This window comes from Paludicola sp. MB14-C6 (assembly GCF_030908625.1).
In the GTDB taxonomy this organism is placed as follows: domain Bacteria; phylum Bacillota; class Clostridia; order Oscillospirales; family Ruminococcaceae; genus Paludihabitans.
Genome location: NZ_CP133133.1, coordinates 1,583,210 through 1,599,015, shown reverse-complemented (window position 1 = coordinate 1,599,015; position 15,806 = coordinate 1,583,210). Strand labels below are relative to the sequence as shown.

The following is a 15,806-nucleotide window of genomic DNA, read 5'->3' as shown; positions in this document are numbered from 1 at the left end:
AATGAAAAACGATCAGGGGAGCCTTAGAGTTTTACTCGGCTGAGATTAAGCTTTGCTTTAAACCCTTTAACCTGAAATGGATAATGCCATCGTAGGAAGATTGTCATAATTAAATAAATTAATTATCAAATCGAATCACGAGGGAAATTCCTTCGTGATTTTTTATTTCTACTATTATCTTAAACTTAGGGAGTAATCAAACCTATATTTAATATCAACAGGAGGTCATTTTATGACAAAAGTAAATACCAAGCGTTTAACCGAGAGTGCAATTTTAATTGCAACTGCAACCGTTCTAACGATTGTATCAAGCTTTTTACCGGGATTGCCCTTAGGCGGAAGCGTTACTATTATGAGCGCTTTGCCTATCATTTTAATCGCTTACCGTTATGGAGTAAAATGGGGGTTACTATCTGCATTTATCTTTAGTATCATTCAAATGTTAACAGGATTTAAAACTGTTTCTGCATTCTTTTTACCTGGTGATGACCAAATGGTATTGTGGAAAGCTGTTTGTGTTTGCTTGATTGACTATATTCTTGCCTATACAGTTTTAGGATTTGGCGGATTATTTCGAGATAAATTTGAAAAACCAGCAACCGCACTTGCAGTTGGTTCCATTTTTGCGTTGGTGCTACGCTTTTTGATGCACTTTACCTCAGGTGCTATCTTCTTTGGTTCCTATGCTGAATGGTTCTTTACCCAAGATGCAATCGCCGAAATCGGTGCAAAAGTACTTAACTCCTTCTCCGGAATTGGACTTGCAACTTTCTATTCCTTTGTTTACAATGCAACTTACATGATACCCGAAATCATTATTACTGCAATTGGTGCTGTAGTTATTGGTAAAATCCCCGCATTAAATCAAAAAATTAAGACAAATACGTTAGAGACACCAATCATAAAATAAATACCATTACATAGCAAAAATGCAGATACATGAAAGTGACGATGCATCTGCATTTTTTATTATTGCATAAAAGAGGCAGCTAAGCTGCCTCTTTTCACTTTATTCTTCTTTTGTTTCCACATCAGTTGTAAAAAGCTCTTTTAATGATGTTGCAAGACCTGCCATTCCTTGAATATTACTTGGAATAATAATCTTGGTTGCTTTTCCATCAGCAGCCTTTTGGAATGCTTCAAGGCTCTTAATAGCAAGAACTTGGTCGCTTGGATTTGCTTGTGTTAAAAGCTTCAAGCTTTCAGCATAGGCCTTTTGTACCATAGTGATTGCTTGTGCTTCACCCTCTGCTTCACGAATTTGTTTTTCTCTAATTGCATCAGCTTGCAAAATGGTTGCTTCTTTAACAGCCTCTGCACGAAGAATTTGAGATTCTCTTTCACCTTCAGCAACAAGGATTTGAGAGCGCTTTTCGCCTTCTGCTCTTAGAATGCTTTCACGACGTTCACGTTCCGCTTTCATTTGACGTTCCATTGCATCTTGAATTTCACGAGGAGGTAGAATATTTTTTAATTCCACACGATTTACTTTAATACCCCATTTATCAGATGCTTGGTCTAGGATTGCTGTAATTTTTGTATTAACAGTATCACGAGAGGTTAATGTTGAGTCAAGCTCTAACTCACCAACAATGTTACGTAAGGTTGTTGCAGTTAGGTTTTCAATTGCAGATAACGGATTGTTTACGCCATATGTAAATAATTTTGCATCTGTGATTTGATAGAATACAACCGTGTCGATTTGCATTGTAACGTTATCTTTTGTAATAACAGGTTGCGGCTTAAAATCTACCACAAATTCTTTTAAAGATACTTTTTTTGCGATACGATCCACAAAAGGAATCAAAACGTGCATACCGGTTCCCCAAGTTGCATGATAAGCACCAATTCGCTCAATAACGTAAACCTGTGCTTGTGGTACCACCTTAATTTGAAGGACAAAGATAATGAGTAATACAATAATTAAACCAAGTACAATTAAAATCGGATCCATAATAAACTCCTTTTCTTTCATTTGATATGAACTTGTATTTTTTACGCAACTGGTTTTACAATCGCTTTTACGCCCTGAATATCAACAACCACACAAACAGAATCCACTTCAAATGTATCGGTATCTTCTTGTGCTCGCGCGGTCCAATCCAGTCCATTTACATGAACACGACCTGTATTTCTAAGATTATCAATTTTTTCAATAACAACGCAAGTTTTTCCAATAATACTATCCGCATTTGTTGCAATATGTTTTCCTTTTGTATATTTTTTTACAATAGGTCTTGTCAAAATGAGAAGGATAATGGATACTGTGATGAAGATTATAATCTGTAGCTGAAAGCTAATTCCAAAGAAAGCAGAAACAAACGCTGCTAAACTTCCAGCACCAAACCAAATAGCTATCATTTGAACCGTTCCAATTTCCGCGCAAACTAACGCAATTGTCAAAACAGCCCAAAATATAATGTGCCATATTACCATACTGTCACCCTCCTTACCTTATAATAATTCCATACTATCATAATTTATTATAAAAAACAATGAAAATTTGGAAACAAAAAACAATTAACATACAAATATCATTAAAACAAGAACAGCTGTTTACCGATAAAAATCCACAAGAACATGGTAACAATACATCCAATAGAGCCGAATACGACTAACTGCCCGGCAAGAGTTTGGTCTGCATCCATTTTTCCTGCAATCGTATAAGTAGAAACAGCAGGAGGAGCCCCCAACATAACCACTAACGGTACCAATTCGTATCCACGGAATCCGAGCAGTACGCTGATTGGAATAAAAATAAGTGGTATGATAATCAACTTTCCGAGTACTCCAATTGTGATTTGTTTGCGATACGAACGAATATCTGAAAAACGAAATGATGCACCAAGGAGCATTAACGCAAGTGGGGTTGTAATTTTGCTTAAATCGTTGATGGTTTTATCAATCGGTACAGGAAGCTGTAAATGAAGCAGCATAGCAATTACCCCAATCACACCACCAATAATGAGTGGATTTGTAATGATACCTTTCAAGATACGTTTTATATGTACTCCTTCACCACGATAGACTTCTAATATTACTACAGACAAAGCATTATACAGAGGAACAATAATTGCGATTAAAATTGAAGTAGGACCAATGTGTTTTTCTCCGCAAAGCGAAATGGCGATAGGTAATCCGAAAATAACAAAATTAGAACGGAAAATGCCTTGAATTAAAACACCACGCTTGGAATTTGATTTCTCAATAAGTGGTACTAAAAAACAAAGAAGCAAAAAGATACAAATAACACTACCGATCGCAAAAAGAAGAAGCTTTGGTTTAAAAGCATATTTCAATTCCGTTTTATAGATATTATTGAACATTAATATTGGGAACAGCACCTTAAAGCAAACATCATTCATTTGCTCAAGAGTATGGTCATCTACAAGTTTTGTCGCTTTTATAATGTATCCTAAAGCCAGCATAATAAAAAGCGGCAAAATTATATGAAACGATAGCAATAAATTATCCACATTAAACCCCTTTGTTTCAGTTTTTCTTGTTGCCAAACAATTTGATTGTGCATATATCACTACACCACAAGAAATCAACTTTTATTTATTTTCACTATAGCATAATTTATAAAATCATACAAACGTTTTTAGCTAAAGAGTAGAATTTAGTTTTTAAGTTAATCTAGTTTACAAATTAGATTGACTTGTTGAATAATAGATGATACTCTTAGCTTGTAATCGTACTAGGTTCAACGATACACTCAATTGAAATACATGAACCGACTATTCGAAAAATAAACACAAAATGACAGAAATTATATGTCGGGGGTATTTATGAGTTCAATATCAACCAATATAAAAGATCGCTTTCCGGTTAATATCTTTCTTATTTATATTATTTTTTATGCCGGTCAAGCAATGTATAACACCTATTTAAACCTATTTTTAACGCAATCAGGCTTTAATATGACAGCAATTGGAGCATTACAATCCGTATCAACCATAGTATTAGTGTTGGTACAGCCGCTTTGGGGAATTATAAGCGACCGCTCAAAAAGCAAGAATCAGATAATCGGAATTTTGTTGCTTATAACTACGCTTGTATGTATGTCTTTTTATATGTTTAAGACAACGCTGTGGCTAGCAATATGCGTTATGCTTTTTTCTGTATTCTTTACTCCTGCGCTAACATTACAAGATAATTATTCTTTAGAATTATTGGAACATAGCAAATGGGATTTTGGCCATATCCGTCTTGGTGGCACTTTAGGCTACGCAATTTGTGCAATGTTGGTTGGCTTCGTAATAGGCTCGAATTACGGAAGTATCTTTTGGATTATGGCATGCTTTTTTGCAGTAACGGGTACTCTATATTTCTTATTGCCTAAAGTAGAAGGCCATCGCCAGAAACATCAAAAAGTAAAATATTCTGTATTGTTAAAAGACAAACCACTTTTGTGTATGTTAGCATTTAATATTATATATTTTATGGGAACATCTTTTTATTTTCAATTCTACCCAATCTATTATAACAAAGTAATTGGTGCAACTTCTCAAATGGTTGGTATGTTATCATTTGTATCTGCATTATCCGAAATACCGTTTTTCTGGTTTGCATATAAAATAGAAAAGAAATTTGGCGTAGAAAAAGTAATGCTGTTTGCCGGACTAGCAACAGCACTCAGATGGTTTTTATTATTCTTTATTACCAATCAATATGTCATCTTAGGAGTGAACCTCTTAAGCGGATGCGGATACGTTGGCTTTAGTTATTGCTTAATAAAATATATTAGTGATACCGTTCCGAAAAGCATACGTGCAACTGCACAATCATTTAACGCTATCTTAGGCACCATTTTCTCTCGTATCATTTTTACACCAATTGGTGGTTACTTAGGTCAACACTTTGGTGTAAAAAACGTCTTATTAATATGTGGATTCATTATGCTATTAGGTGTTATTTTATTTAAAGTAACCTTTCATAAAGCAAATAAAATAAAAGCAATCGCAAACATAAATTGAAAAGGAGAGAGGATTATGAATCGCATTTTTACAAACCACATTGGCTATGATGCCGACGCAACCAAAACTGCCGTGTTTGAAGGCAAAAAAGGCATGAACGCGACCGCTTTTTCTGTTATTCGTGTCGAAGACGGTGAAGTGGTATACAACGGGACTTTGGTTGAAGTTGGTGAGGTAGATAATTGGAAAACAGGTTATTATTTTACCATTCGTTTTGATGAGCTAAAAGCCGATGGCGAATACTACATCTCTATAAAATCAGACAATGAGGATTATCGTTCTTTTCCGTTTAAAATTGAACACAATTTATTAGAAATGCGCACACTTTCCACTGCTGGCTATTATTTTAAAGCACAACGCCCAACAGGCGAATTTGAAGCTGGTGACCGAGCTCTTCCTTTTCGTGGGGAAAGAGAAGGCTGCCAAGATGTTCGTGGTGGTTGGTTTGATGCTACCGGTGATATTGGAATCCATTTTTCTCATTTATCTCATACGACTTATTTTAATCCTCAGCAAGCCGCATTTTCCGCTTATGCTTTCTTCAAATTTCATGATTTATTGGAAGAATCGAAATATCCTTATTATACCTACTTGAAACGCAGAATGTTGGACGAAGCAATGTATGGCGCAGATTTTGTTATGAGAATGCGAGCACCATCAGGCTCATTCTTCCGTTCAAAAGGTCGTGGCGATGCATTTTTACCACTTGCAACCTCTCGTTTTATCAGCTATGAATTCCGTCAACCAAAATCACGAAAAGGTGGCGGGGTACTCGAAGGCTTTGACGAAATCAAAGATGAAAACTATGAAACCTCTTTTCGCTCTGGTGGAGGATATGCAATTGCAACACTAGCATATGCTGCAAGAACAACTTTCCCAAGTGATTATCCAAAAGAAGAGTATATTAAAGCTGCAGTTGCGGCATACAATTATCTCGAAAAAAATAATGAACGTTATACTAACGACGGCAAATGGAATCTAATCGACGAATATTGTGCATTAGATGCGTTAGTTGAGCTTTATAAAACGACTCGTGAATGGGATTATATGCGTAAAGCCGGAAAAATGGCGGAACGTATTATGGACCGTTACGTGGCTGTTGACGATACAATGGGTTATCTTAGCGTAAACGGAACAAAACGCCCGTTTTTCCATGCTGCTGATGCCGGTATGCCAATTGTAAACCTATTAAATTATTATCAAATTGAAATTGACAAAAAGCTTCGTGCAAGGGCATTGGATATTGCAACAAAAGTGATGCGTCATGAGCTTGCTGTAACCAAAGAAGCGAGCAATCCATTCGGCTATGCTCGTCAGTTAATTCAAGATGGCAAAGGTACAATCGAAACTCGTTTCTTCTATCCTCATGATGTGGAAACTGCTCCATGGTGGCAAGGCGAGAATGCTAGAATAGCCTCCTTAGCTACTGCTGCTCGCTATATGACATATCATACGAATTGCGATACATTCAAAGCAGAATTAAACAAATATGCAGACGACCAAATTAACTGGGTGTTAGGATTAAACCCATATGACAGCTGCATGATGGAGGGCGTTGGCAGAAATACAAATGCTTACTTCTATGAAGAACGCAAGGACTTTATTCATTGTCCGGGTGGCATTGTAAATGGTATTACAGGCGGTTTAGAAGATGAAGAACATGGCATTTCGTTTATTACAAAACCGACTACTGAAATAAAAGATAACTGGCGTTGGGCAGAACAATGGATCCCACACGCAACATGGTTTATGTATGCTTTAACCATGAAAAAAATCTAAGATATCTCCTACCAAATTTTATTCAAAAGCTTTCTTGTGCAAACAAGGGAGCTTTTGTAATTCAGGAGGGAATAATATAACAAATGCCTAATGCACGCAACTGAAGAAAATCAATGCTAACCCAACCTCTCCACCGCTGCAGCGGTAACCCTCTCCTAAAGGAGAGGCAAAATTTTTCTTAGGCTATCCATTCGAGATGGCACCCGCAGGTGACTGAGATGGTCGTGTTACAATAGGATTGGTCCTTAACTTGCTTACATTAAACAAACGCCTACACCAATCGGTGCAGGCGTTTTCTTTTATTGTGCTAAGTATTCTTCTAGGCAAAGATTATTTTCCATAATCTTTTTTGCATGTTCTATCCCAACATAGCGATAATGCCAAGGCTCATAGTTTATTTTAGTAATATCTACTTTATCTTTTGGATAACGAAGTATAAATCCATATTCCGCACAATGCTTTACAAGCCAATCATATGCCTTTGTTTTTGCAAATTGTTCGTTTAAGGTATAAATATCTCGATGGTATTCCGGAGTGATAATGTCAAATGCAAGACCAGTATGATGTTCGCTCTGTCCCGGACGAGCATAATATTTTTCTGTTTCAATAATTGCTTGCTCTCTGGTATAGCCCTTGTTTATATTGCGTTGAATATCTGCTTGATAGTTCACGTTTTGTGTTGCAATGGAACGATAGCCGGAACGCAAGTATAAAGTAATACCATCTTTTTTCGCAGCATCGTACATTTTTTGATATGCCGGTGCAGCTCTAGAATCTACCAATTGAGAATCAAATTTGGTTTTTGAAATGTTCATATCTTTAGAAATAGAATGTGTGCGATTCAATAAAATTAAATTCCAAGAACCTTTTCCACCGGTAGGCTCTGCAACTGTTGAAGAAGCAGAAGGCTTCGGTTTGGAACTTACTTGAGAACTTTCCTCTTTGCTGGAAACAGAACTTGTTTCAGATGAAGCATCGGAACTGATACTGGAAGCAGCTTGAGAACTGTTTTTCTTGTCTTTATCATTATTTTTTGTCGTTGAGACAATCATATAAATCACCAAACCAATTAACGCTAATATCATTATAGACGCTATTGCTATGGGCAGAGGTTTTAACTTATAACGCTTTTTTTTATACTGGTAAGCCATATTGTTTCAATATCTCCTTTGCTTTATTTACTTGCTGAGGTGTTGCGGAAGGAATATCGGTAAGCTGATAAGGCGTATCAACATAATCCCATTTATATTCGCCCATCTTATGAAATGGAATGACTTCAATTTTTTTAATACAGCTATACCAAGATAAAACTTTACCCAGCCTATGAAGCTTCTCAGCATTGTACGTATATTGTGGAACAAGCACATGACGAATCCATACGTCTCTTCCAATAAAATCACAATGGTTTAATATGTTCATTGCATTGGTATTGGATTGACCGGTAAGCTGAATACAATCCTCTTTGTCAATATCTTTGATATCCAACATCACCAAATCGCAAGCTTCAATAACGTGCTTACAAGTACTTAGCGGGACTGCACCTGAAGTATCAATTGCAGTATGAATGCCTTCTTTTTTGCATAAAGAGATCACTTCATATAAAAAATCAGGTTGTAATAAAGGTTCGCCGCCACTAAAAGTGACACCGCCCTTTTTAATAAAATTTTTATAGGTTTTTATTTGAGAGAATAATTCGGTTGCTGTCATTTGTTCGCCTTCATTCATTTTCCAAGTATCTGGATTATGACAAAAAAGGCAGCGCAAAGGGCATCCTTGCATAAAAACTACGAAACGGACTCCCGGCCCGTCAACCGCACCAAATGATTCTACAGAATGAACATATCCTATTGTTTCGCTCATGAAAACTCCTTTTTGCTGGTTTAATATATGCCTTATACTTTTCCTCAACATTTTACTATTGGCGTAAATAATTGGTTAACGCATTTGACCATAAACGAGTCAATTACCCATTAATGATATCATAGTATACGAATTATTATATCATATTATATATGAAAATCCAATGCAGAGAACCACGATATTTGCTGGAGATTTATAGAAATATAAATTCCTATCTGAATTTCTGCTTGCAACTGTAATTTAAAAAACAGTTGGTATTACTCTTGCGTCGGATTGCCCTTCATTGTTAAAGCAATTCGTTTTCTTTCCATATCAACATCCATTACCCAAACGGTAACAATATCACCTACATTTAATACATCAATTGGATGCTTAATATAGCGATTGGTAATTTGAGAAATATGAACCAATCCGTCTTCATGTACACCAATATCCACAAACGCACCAAAATCAACAATATTGCGAACAGTACCCTTTAGCTCTAAGCCTCGTTTTAAATCCTTTAATTCTAATATATCATTTCTTAATAAAGGCTTTACTAACTCATCTCTAGGGTCACGACCCGGTTTGATAAGCTCTGTTGCAATATCACAAATTGTAGGCTCACCGATTTCCAACTCTTCACTTAATTTGTGTAGTCCGATTTCTTCCATACGCTGTTTGATATCAATAATTTTACCCTCTTGTACATCCTTCTTTTGATAGCCACATAGCTTAATTAGCTTTTCAGCAGCTTTATAGGATTCCGGATGCACTCCTGTATTATCTAATACGTTTTCTCCTCCGGATACACGCAAGAATCCTGCACATTGAGTAAATGCCTTGGCACCAAGCTTCGAAACCTTTAATAATTCTTTTCTGTTTTTAAATGCACCGTTTTCTTCTCGATATAAAACAATATTTTTTGCAACACTTGCATTGATTCCTGCGATACGACTCAGCAACGAATGAGAGGCTGTATTCAAATCAACACCCACCTGATTTACACATCCTTCAACAACACCGCCCAAAGCTTCGTCTAATCTGTTTTTTGGCATATCATGTTGATATTGTCCAACACCAATTGATTTCGGATCAATTTTAACCAATTCAGCAAGTGGATCCTGTAACCGACGAGCAATGGAAACTGCGCTACGAATGGAAACGTCAAATTGAGGAAACTCCTCAGCTGCAAGTTTAGATGCAGAGTAAACAGATGCACCCGCTTCACTTACTACCATATATTGTACAGCTAAATGATTCTCTTTTATCATATTTGCAACAAAGCTTTCGCTCTCTCTTGAAGCGGTTCCGTTTCCAATTGATATTGTAGTAACTTTATATTTTTGAATGAAGTCGAGTAATTTTGCTTCGGCTTCTTTTATTTTACTTTGTGGTGGGGTTGGATACACAACAGTTGTATCTAAAACTTTACCGGTATCATCAACAACTGCAATTTTACAACCGGTACGATATGCTGGATCAAGGCCTAGCGTTATCGTTCCTTTTACAGGCGGTTGGAGTAGAAGTTGTCTTAGATTTAAAGAAAAGACCTTAATTGCAGCTTCACTTGCATTTTCAAACAACATGTTACGAATTTCACGATCCAATGACGGGAAAATCAAGCGAGTAAAGCTATCAGCACAGCAAAGCTTAATGCACTCTGCGCTTTCGTTTTCTCCTGTTACTAATTCATTTTCAATAAGACGAATTGCAGCATTTGTTTGGATGCTAATAGTCACTTTCAAACAATCTTCTCGTTCGCCACGGTTTATCGCAAGCACACGATGTCCTGCAACTTTGTTGATTGGCTCAGAGTAGTCATTATACATAGTATACACGGTTTGTGCTTCAGAATCCACTGCTTTTGTAGTAAGTAATCCTGTGCGATAAATAAATGCGCGCAAGGTTTTTCTAAGATCAGCTCGATCAGCAATATCCTCGGCAATAATATCCATAGCACCATTCAAAGCATCTTGTGCAGTCGGTACCTCTTCATTAATATAAAGCTGCGCTTCTTGAAGAGGTGTTATGTTGTTTTTTTGCTCTAACAATAAAGCGGCTAGCGGCTCTAACCCACGTTCTCTTGCAACGGAAGCACGAGTTTTTCTTTTTGGTTTATATGGGCGATAGATGTCTTCAATTTCTGCAAGTGTTGTTGCGTTATAGATAGAAGCCGTTAACTCATCATTTAATTTTCCTTGTGAATCAATGGATGAAATTACTTCTTCTTTTCGTTTTTCTAATCCCCTTAAATAGGCTAAGCGATCACTAAATTCACGCAATACTTGGTCATCCATAGAACCTGTTAATTCTTTACGATAACGTGCAATAAAAGGAATCGTATTTCCTTCATCAATTAAATTTACGATGTTGCTTGCATACTCGGGCTTCAGTTGAAATTCACCCGTTATTTTTTGTAAAATGTCCATAGAACCTCCAGTGTTTTATCGAAATTTTCTCTTCTTTTTATTATTGTGTTTATCATATACCATCTATAATTGAAATACAAGATTGTATTTTCTTCAATCATGTCGTATTGAATATCAAAAAATGATTCATTTACTAATGAAAAGATATCATTATTTTGTAACTATTATTATAACACTGTCTTTCTGTTATTGCAAAAAGTAACATTTTAGTATATCATAAATAAGTCTGCTTTTTCCTTTGTAAAAATAGCGAAATGTCATGTAACTATTAACTAGCGCAAAAATAGTATAAATTGTAAACAAAATAAAAATTTCGCTTAAAATAGTTACAAAAGTATTGCAAAATTCTGATATTTGTGTATAATATAAATAACGTTGTTACTGTTTTGTAATAATTAAAGTAACAGATGTGTAATTTCTATTATAATTACACACAAAAATGATCTAGCAAGGAGGAACGTGTTTTGGCTACGAAACAAATGGAAAAACACACTGAACAAAAACTTGACGATGACACAAAAAAAGAATCTAAAGTAACGAATTTACAATTCAATCTTTCTCCGGAAGAAAGATTTGAAACTGAAAAAAAAGAGTCTACCTTAACCAATATATATCATATCATCTACAACTTTTTAAGGGTGGTAGGTTTATCAACCATAAAAACAGGAAAAGAAATCAGCTATAGGTACTCTGCTATTTATGTACGCTTTTTAAAACGTCATGTAGAGCGGTTAGAGGATGGCTTTATTCGCATTACTAAAATTTTATTGAAAGTAATCCGCTTTATTGGCTTTAAAATTAATTTGTTTTTACATTTCTTTATAGATGCGAATAACGTTGTAAAAGCAGGTTTTAATCAAAATAAAGATAAAGGCTTTCTTGTTCGTTTGAAAGATGCAAATAAGGCGTTTTTAAAAGGTGTTCGTAATAACACACGTGTATTTATTACACTTTTGAATTATGCAATTCCTGTGGCAGCAACTGTTGGATTTGTATTCTTAGTAAATTACGTAAGCGGAATGCATTTTGCGGTATCGGTTGAGTACAATGGAAATCATATCGGTTACATTGAAAATGAAAATGTTTTTGAAAAAGCAGAAGCAAAATTGCAAGAGCGTATGATTTATAAAAAAGAAGAAAAGAAAATTGATAAATTACCAAAGTTTTCTGTTGCTGTCGTTCCAAAGCAAGAAATTAAGGACGATTCCCAACTAACAGATGCAATTATTCAATCTTCCGATAAAGATATTATTCAAGCAACGGGAATTAGCATCGATGGTCAATTTTATGGTGCTGTAAAAAATGCTACAGATATAGCAAACAAGCTTGAAGAGAAAAAAGAGAAATTTAAAACCGGTAAACCCGATGAAGAAATTCAGTTTACAAAAGATGTTAAATTAGAGACCGGTCTTTTCTTAGCAGACAATATGACAAAAGAAGAAGATATTATAAAGCTGATTGACAGTGAAGAAGAAAAGGATGCATACTATCAAGTAGAAGAAGGCGATACGCCGATTATTATTGCTGCAAAAAATGATATATCTGTTGATGAGTTAGTTCAAATGAATCCTCAAATTATGTCTAAGCTTTTGATTGGTCAATCTGTATTAGTAAATAAATCACAGCCTTTCTTGCCTGTAAGCGTTATTTCCACAGAAACCTACAGTGCTGAAGTTGGTTTTGAAAGAAAAGTTACCGAATCAACAAAAATATACAAAGGTCAGTCGTCCGTTACTCGAAAAGGCGTTAAAGGTGAAGAAACCATCACCGCAAAAGTCCAACGTGTAAACGGTATGGAAATTGGCCGAGAAATTATTGATAGAGTTCGAGTAAAAGATCCAGTTGATGAATTAGTAACGAAGGGAACCGGTACATTCTATCAAGATAATACTCCTTATAGAGGATCCGTTTCCGGTTCAGGCTTTATTTGGCCGGTATCCGGTGGTTATATTTCATCTCCATTTGGCGGCGGTAGACGTCATACTGGTATTGATATTGCTTTCCGTGGTAATGGCTATGGATCTCCTATCCGTGCAGCAGCTGCTGGTAGAGTTGTATTTGCCGGCTGGGGTGGAAGCTACGGAAGAATGGTAAAAATCGATAATGGTGGCGGAGTTCAAACTTGGTATGCACATGCAAGCAGCTTGCTTGTCAAACCGGGTGATGTAGTAAGTCAAGGTGAAACAATAGCAAGAGTTGGTAGTACGGGTAATTCAACCGGAAATCATCTTCATTTTGAAGTTCAAACCAGCGGTAATCGACAAAATCCATTAAGATGGTTACCTTAATCCATTCATAACTAAATATAAAGCGAAATGGCTGGAATTCTCAATTAGAGGTTCCGCCATTTCGCTTTATATAAGACTTTTTTGTGGACATACAAATTATTGAAATCCTCTTCATATACTTTAGTGTGAAGGGGAGGTTAGACCATGTTTTCTGCTTTAATTAGTCTTGCACTGAGCAACCTTTTATATTTAGCATTGCATATTGAGGGCAATGGCTCGTTTCCCAAGCCCTTAACAGCGGAAAAAGAGCGAGAATACTTTGAACTCAAAGAACAAGGCGATACCAACGCACGCAATAAGCTAATTGAACATAATTTACGCCTTGTCGCACACATTGTTAAGAAATACTATTCTTCTACCAATGACCAAGATGACCTTATTTCCATAGGAACAATCGGATTGATTAAAGCAGTAAACACCTTCACTTACGAAAAAGGAACTAGATTTGCAACATATGCCGCACGTTGTATTGAAAATGAAATCCTTATGCATTTTAGAAACGTTAAAAAAACGGCAGGTGATGTATATATCAGCGAGCCAATTGATAGTGACATGGACGGAAATTCGATTACTTTAATGGACATTTTTTCGGATGAAGAAAGCTTAATTGATAATATTGATTTAAAGATGAAATCAGAAAAGCTATATAAATTTATAGAACAAAAGCTTGAACCAAGAGAACGAACTATCATTATCCTACGTTATGGACTAAATGGATATCATCCGCTAACACAAAGGGAAATAGCCTCAAAATTGAAAATATCTCGTTCATATGTTTCAAGAATTGAAAAGAAAGCGTTATCTGTATTAAGAAAAGGGTTTGAATCAAAACCACTAGTGAACTAGTGGTTTCAGTCTGAAGAAAAAGCCCGATTTTGGCGTAACCAAAGTCGGGCTTTTGAATATATGGTTGAAAATTTGAAAAAAGTGCAAAGGATACAAAAAGGAGAGTTCACCCTCCACTTATGTATTGCCAGCTTTTTAAGGTTCATGCACGCAAATTTAAGCCTAACCCAGTTTGTTACTTGGGCAAGACCTCGATAAGGTGTATAACGCATTGCGTATTTTTCTTTCGCATCAGCAAAAACTCGCTCAATCGTTTCTTTTCGCTGTGCATAAAGATCTTTGTATTTTATTGCATAACGAATATCTGAAACTTGCTCTAAGTACTCATGCCAAACATGAACTGTGTATTGTTTCTGGAATTCTTTACTTTCAGTGCATTTGTAACGAAACCCACAGATTTTACAGTCGTTTGGATTGCTTTTAAATTCTTTGTATCCTTCTCTATTCGTGGTGGAATAGTGTAAAACTTTATTGTTTGGACATACTACACAGTCAAAATATTCATCATATGAAAAATCATATTTCTTAAAAAAGCCTTGTTTTGTCATTGGTCTACGATATGGTACTAATAAATCTTTTCCATCATCTATAAGTCTTTTTGCAATATAGGGAGTATTGTAGGCACTATCTGCCACTATTGTTTGGATTTCGGGGTGGTTTTCTTTTAATTTATCATACAAATCATCGAATGCTACGCTGTCATGTACATTGCCTGCTGTTACATGAACATCTACAATGTAGCCTTTTTTGTCACAAGCTGTATGTGCTTCATAAGCAAGGCATTTCTTATGCTCTCCTTTATGAAATACACCGCTTTCAGGGTCAGTGGTTGATTCATTGATGATTTTTTCTTCTATTTTAGGTGGCTTTGTATCGTCAAATGGCTTTTTTTTATGTTCTTCTCTATCTTTATTGATTTCGTCCATTAGTTGTTTCTCATAATGTTTTGCTGCTACGGGGATTGATTTCTTTACAACCTTTTTTATATTTGCATTTGCTTTTATATGGGTTCCATCTACAAATACCACCTCTGGGTCAAGATATCCCATATCATTGATTTCATTCAATATCCAGTTGAAAATGCATGCAATAGTATTCTCGTTAAATCTATGTTTAAAGGCATAACTTATTGTTGTAAAGTGAGGTATTTGTTCTGTCATTAAATATCCTAAAAACCAACGATATGCACAGTTCATTTGTACTTCTTCTACCAATTTGCGCAACGAACTTATTCCATACAAATGTTGTATTAAGACCATTTTGATTAGTACTACTGGGTCTATGCTTGGTCTTCCATTATCTTTACAATACAAATCCTCTACGAAATCATATATATGACAGAAATCCACTGCACTATCTATTTTTCTAAGCAAATGTTCTGCTGGAATAAATTCTTCTAAGCACAAAAACTCTACTTGTGTTCGGTCTTTTTTAGCTTTAACTAACATTTAATCACCCTATTTAATTATACCATTTTTCGCGTCAAAAGTCCCCTAAATCATCGAATTTAGGAGACTTTTTCTACAAGCTGAAACCACTAGTGAACTAGTGGTTTGCTCAGACCCTAGAAGGGTCAACTCGTGCTGACCCCTCAAAGGGGTGCTGAAAGTTTGTCATCGCATCACAATTACAGGCAGCCACTA

At 35.8% G+C, this 15,806-nt stretch carries 12 protein-coding genes and 1 riboswitch; of the genes, 5 read left to right on the top strand and 7 right to left on the bottom strand.

Translation table 11 applies throughout. The features are described 5' to 3' along the window. The first annotated feature begins 4 nt into the window (after positions 1–4). A riboswitch (TPP riboswitch) is annotated at positions 5–115 on the top strand. 117 nt (positions 116–232) lie between these two features. Further along, positions 233–910 carry an energy-coupled thiamine transporter ThiT gene (locus RBG61_RS07720; protein ID WP_307942366.1) on the top strand — a complete coding sequence of 226 codons (678 nt, stop codon included), beginning with the start codon at positions 233–235 and terminating at the stop codon, positions 908–910. A gap of 99 nt (positions 911–1,009) precedes the next feature. On the opposite strand, the gene RBG61_RS07715 is transcribed toward RBG61_RS07720, so the two are convergent. The 3 genes from RBG61_RS07715 to RBG61_RS07705 all read right to left on the bottom strand — a co-directional run bounded on the left by RBG61_RS07715 (position 1,010) and on the right by RBG61_RS07705 (position 3,476). After that, the gene (locus RBG61_RS07715) at positions 1,010–1,954 is read right to left on the bottom strand and encodes an SPFH domain-containing protein (RefSeq protein ID WP_307942364.1); all 945 of its coding nucleotides are present in this window, start codon (positions 1,952–1,954) and stop codon (positions 1,010–1,012) included. 41 nt (positions 1,955–1,995) lie between these two features. Further along, entirely contained in the window at positions 1,996–2,436 is a 441-nt protein-coding gene (locus RBG61_RS07710) for an NfeD family protein (RefSeq protein ID WP_307942362.1), read from the bottom strand. Between the two features lie 101 nt (positions 2,437–2,537). Next, positions 2,538–3,476, bottom strand: a complete 939-nt coding sequence (locus RBG61_RS07705; RefSeq protein ID WP_307942361.1) for an AEC family transporter — start codon at positions 3,474–3,476, stop codon at positions 2,538–2,540. Positions 3,477–3,791: 315 nt separating this feature from the next. Between RBG61_RS07705 and RBG61_RS07700 the strand changes: the two genes are divergently transcribed. Both RBG61_RS07700 and RBG61_RS07695 read left to right on the top strand, forming a co-directional pair. Beyond that, entirely contained in the window at positions 3,792–4,979 is a 1,188-nt protein-coding gene (locus RBG61_RS07700; protein ID WP_307942360.1) for an MFS transporter, read from the top strand. 15 nt (positions 4,980–4,994) lie between these two features. Further along, on the top strand, positions 4,995–6,758 hold the full coding sequence (locus RBG61_RS07695; protein ID WP_307942359.1) for a glycoside hydrolase family 9 protein: 1,764 nt from the start codon (positions 4,995–4,997) through the stop codon (positions 6,756–6,758). A gap of 299 nt (positions 6,759–7,057) precedes the next feature. On the opposite strand, the gene RBG61_RS14050 is transcribed toward RBG61_RS07695, so the two are convergent. The 3 genes from RBG61_RS14050 to RBG61_RS07680 form a co-directional block, all read right to left on the bottom strand. Next, positions 7,058–7,504, bottom strand: a complete 447-nt coding sequence (locus RBG61_RS14050) for a M15 family metallopeptidase (protein ID WP_423246190.1) — start codon at positions 7,502–7,504, stop codon at positions 7,058–7,060. Between the two features lie 388 nt (positions 7,505–7,892). Further along, positions 7,893–8,618, bottom strand: coding sequence for a pyruvate formate-lyase-activating protein (gene pflA / locus RBG61_RS07685; RefSeq protein WP_307942355.1), 726 nt, complete (start codon positions 8,616–8,618; stop codon positions 7,893–7,895). A 257-nt stretch (positions 8,619–8,875) separates the two neighbouring features. Further along, a complete protein-coding gene (locus RBG61_RS07680; protein WP_307942354.1) occupies positions 8,876–11,029 on the bottom strand; it encodes a Tex family protein in 2,154 nt (717 codons plus the stop codon). Between the two features lie 464 nt (positions 11,030–11,493). On the opposite strand from RBG61_RS07680, the gene RBG61_RS07675 reads away from it, so the two are divergent. Further along, positions 11,494–13,317 (top strand): M23 family metallopeptidase, encoded by a 1,824-nt coding sequence (locus RBG61_RS07675; protein WP_307942353.1) that lies wholly within the window; start codon positions 11,494–11,496, stop codon positions 13,315–13,317. A gap of 144 nt (positions 13,318–13,461) precedes the next feature. Continuing rightward, a complete protein-coding gene (gene sigK / locus RBG61_RS07670; RefSeq protein ID WP_307942352.1) occupies positions 13,462–14,163 on the top strand; it encodes an RNA polymerase sporulation sigma factor SigK in 702 nt (233 codons plus the stop codon). A 5-nt stretch (positions 14,164–14,168) separates the two neighbouring features. On the opposite strand, the gene RBG61_RS07665 is transcribed toward sigK, so the two are convergent. Further along, positions 14,169–15,611 carry an IS1182 family transposase gene (locus RBG61_RS07665; protein WP_307942256.1) on the bottom strand — a complete coding sequence of 481 codons (1,443 nt, stop codon included), beginning with the start codon at positions 15,609–15,611 and terminating at the stop codon, positions 14,169–14,171. Between the last annotated feature and the right edge of the window lie 195 nt (positions 15,612–15,806).

What these genes read in the sequence shown, in the direction of transcription:
- RBG61_RS07720 (WP_307942366.1), top strand. Translation starts at nt 233, where the DNA reads ATGACAAAAGTAAATACCAAGCGTTTAACCGAGAGTGCAATTTTAATT.
- RBG61_RS07715 (WP_307942364.1), bottom strand. Translation starts at nt 1,954, where the DNA reads ATGGATCCGATTTTAATTGTACTTGGTTTAATTATTGTATTACTCATT.
- RBG61_RS07710 (WP_307942362.1), bottom strand. Translation starts at nt 2,436, where the DNA reads ATGGTAATATGGCACATTATATTTTGGGCTGTTTTGACAATTGCGTTA.
- RBG61_RS07700 (WP_307942360.1), top strand. Translation starts at nt 3,792, where the DNA reads ATGAGTTCAATATCAACCAATATAAAAGATCGCTTTCCGGTTAATATC.
- RBG61_RS07695 (WP_307942359.1), top strand. Translation starts at nt 4,995, where the DNA reads ATGAATCGCATTTTTACAAACCACATTGGCTATGATGCCGACGCAACC.
- RBG61_RS14050 (WP_423246190.1), bottom strand. Translation starts at nt 7,504, where the DNA reads ATGTACGATGCTGCGAAAAAAGATGGTATTACTTTATACTTGCGTTCC.
- pflA (WP_307942355.1), bottom strand. Translation starts at nt 8,618, where the DNA reads ATGAGCGAAACAATAGGATATGTTCATTCTGTAGAATCATTTGGTGCG.
- RBG61_RS07680 (WP_307942354.1), bottom strand. Translation starts at nt 11,029, where the DNA reads ATGGACATTTTACAAAAAATAACGGGTGAATTTCAACTGAAGCCCGAG.
- sigK (WP_307942352.1), top strand. Translation starts at nt 13,462, where the DNA reads ATGTTTTCTGCTTTAATTAGTCTTGCACTGAGCAACCTTTTATATTTA.
- RBG61_RS07665 (WP_307942256.1), bottom strand. Translation starts at nt 15,611, where the DNA reads ATGTTAGTTAAAGCTAAAAAAGACCGAACACAAGTAGAGTTTTTGTGC.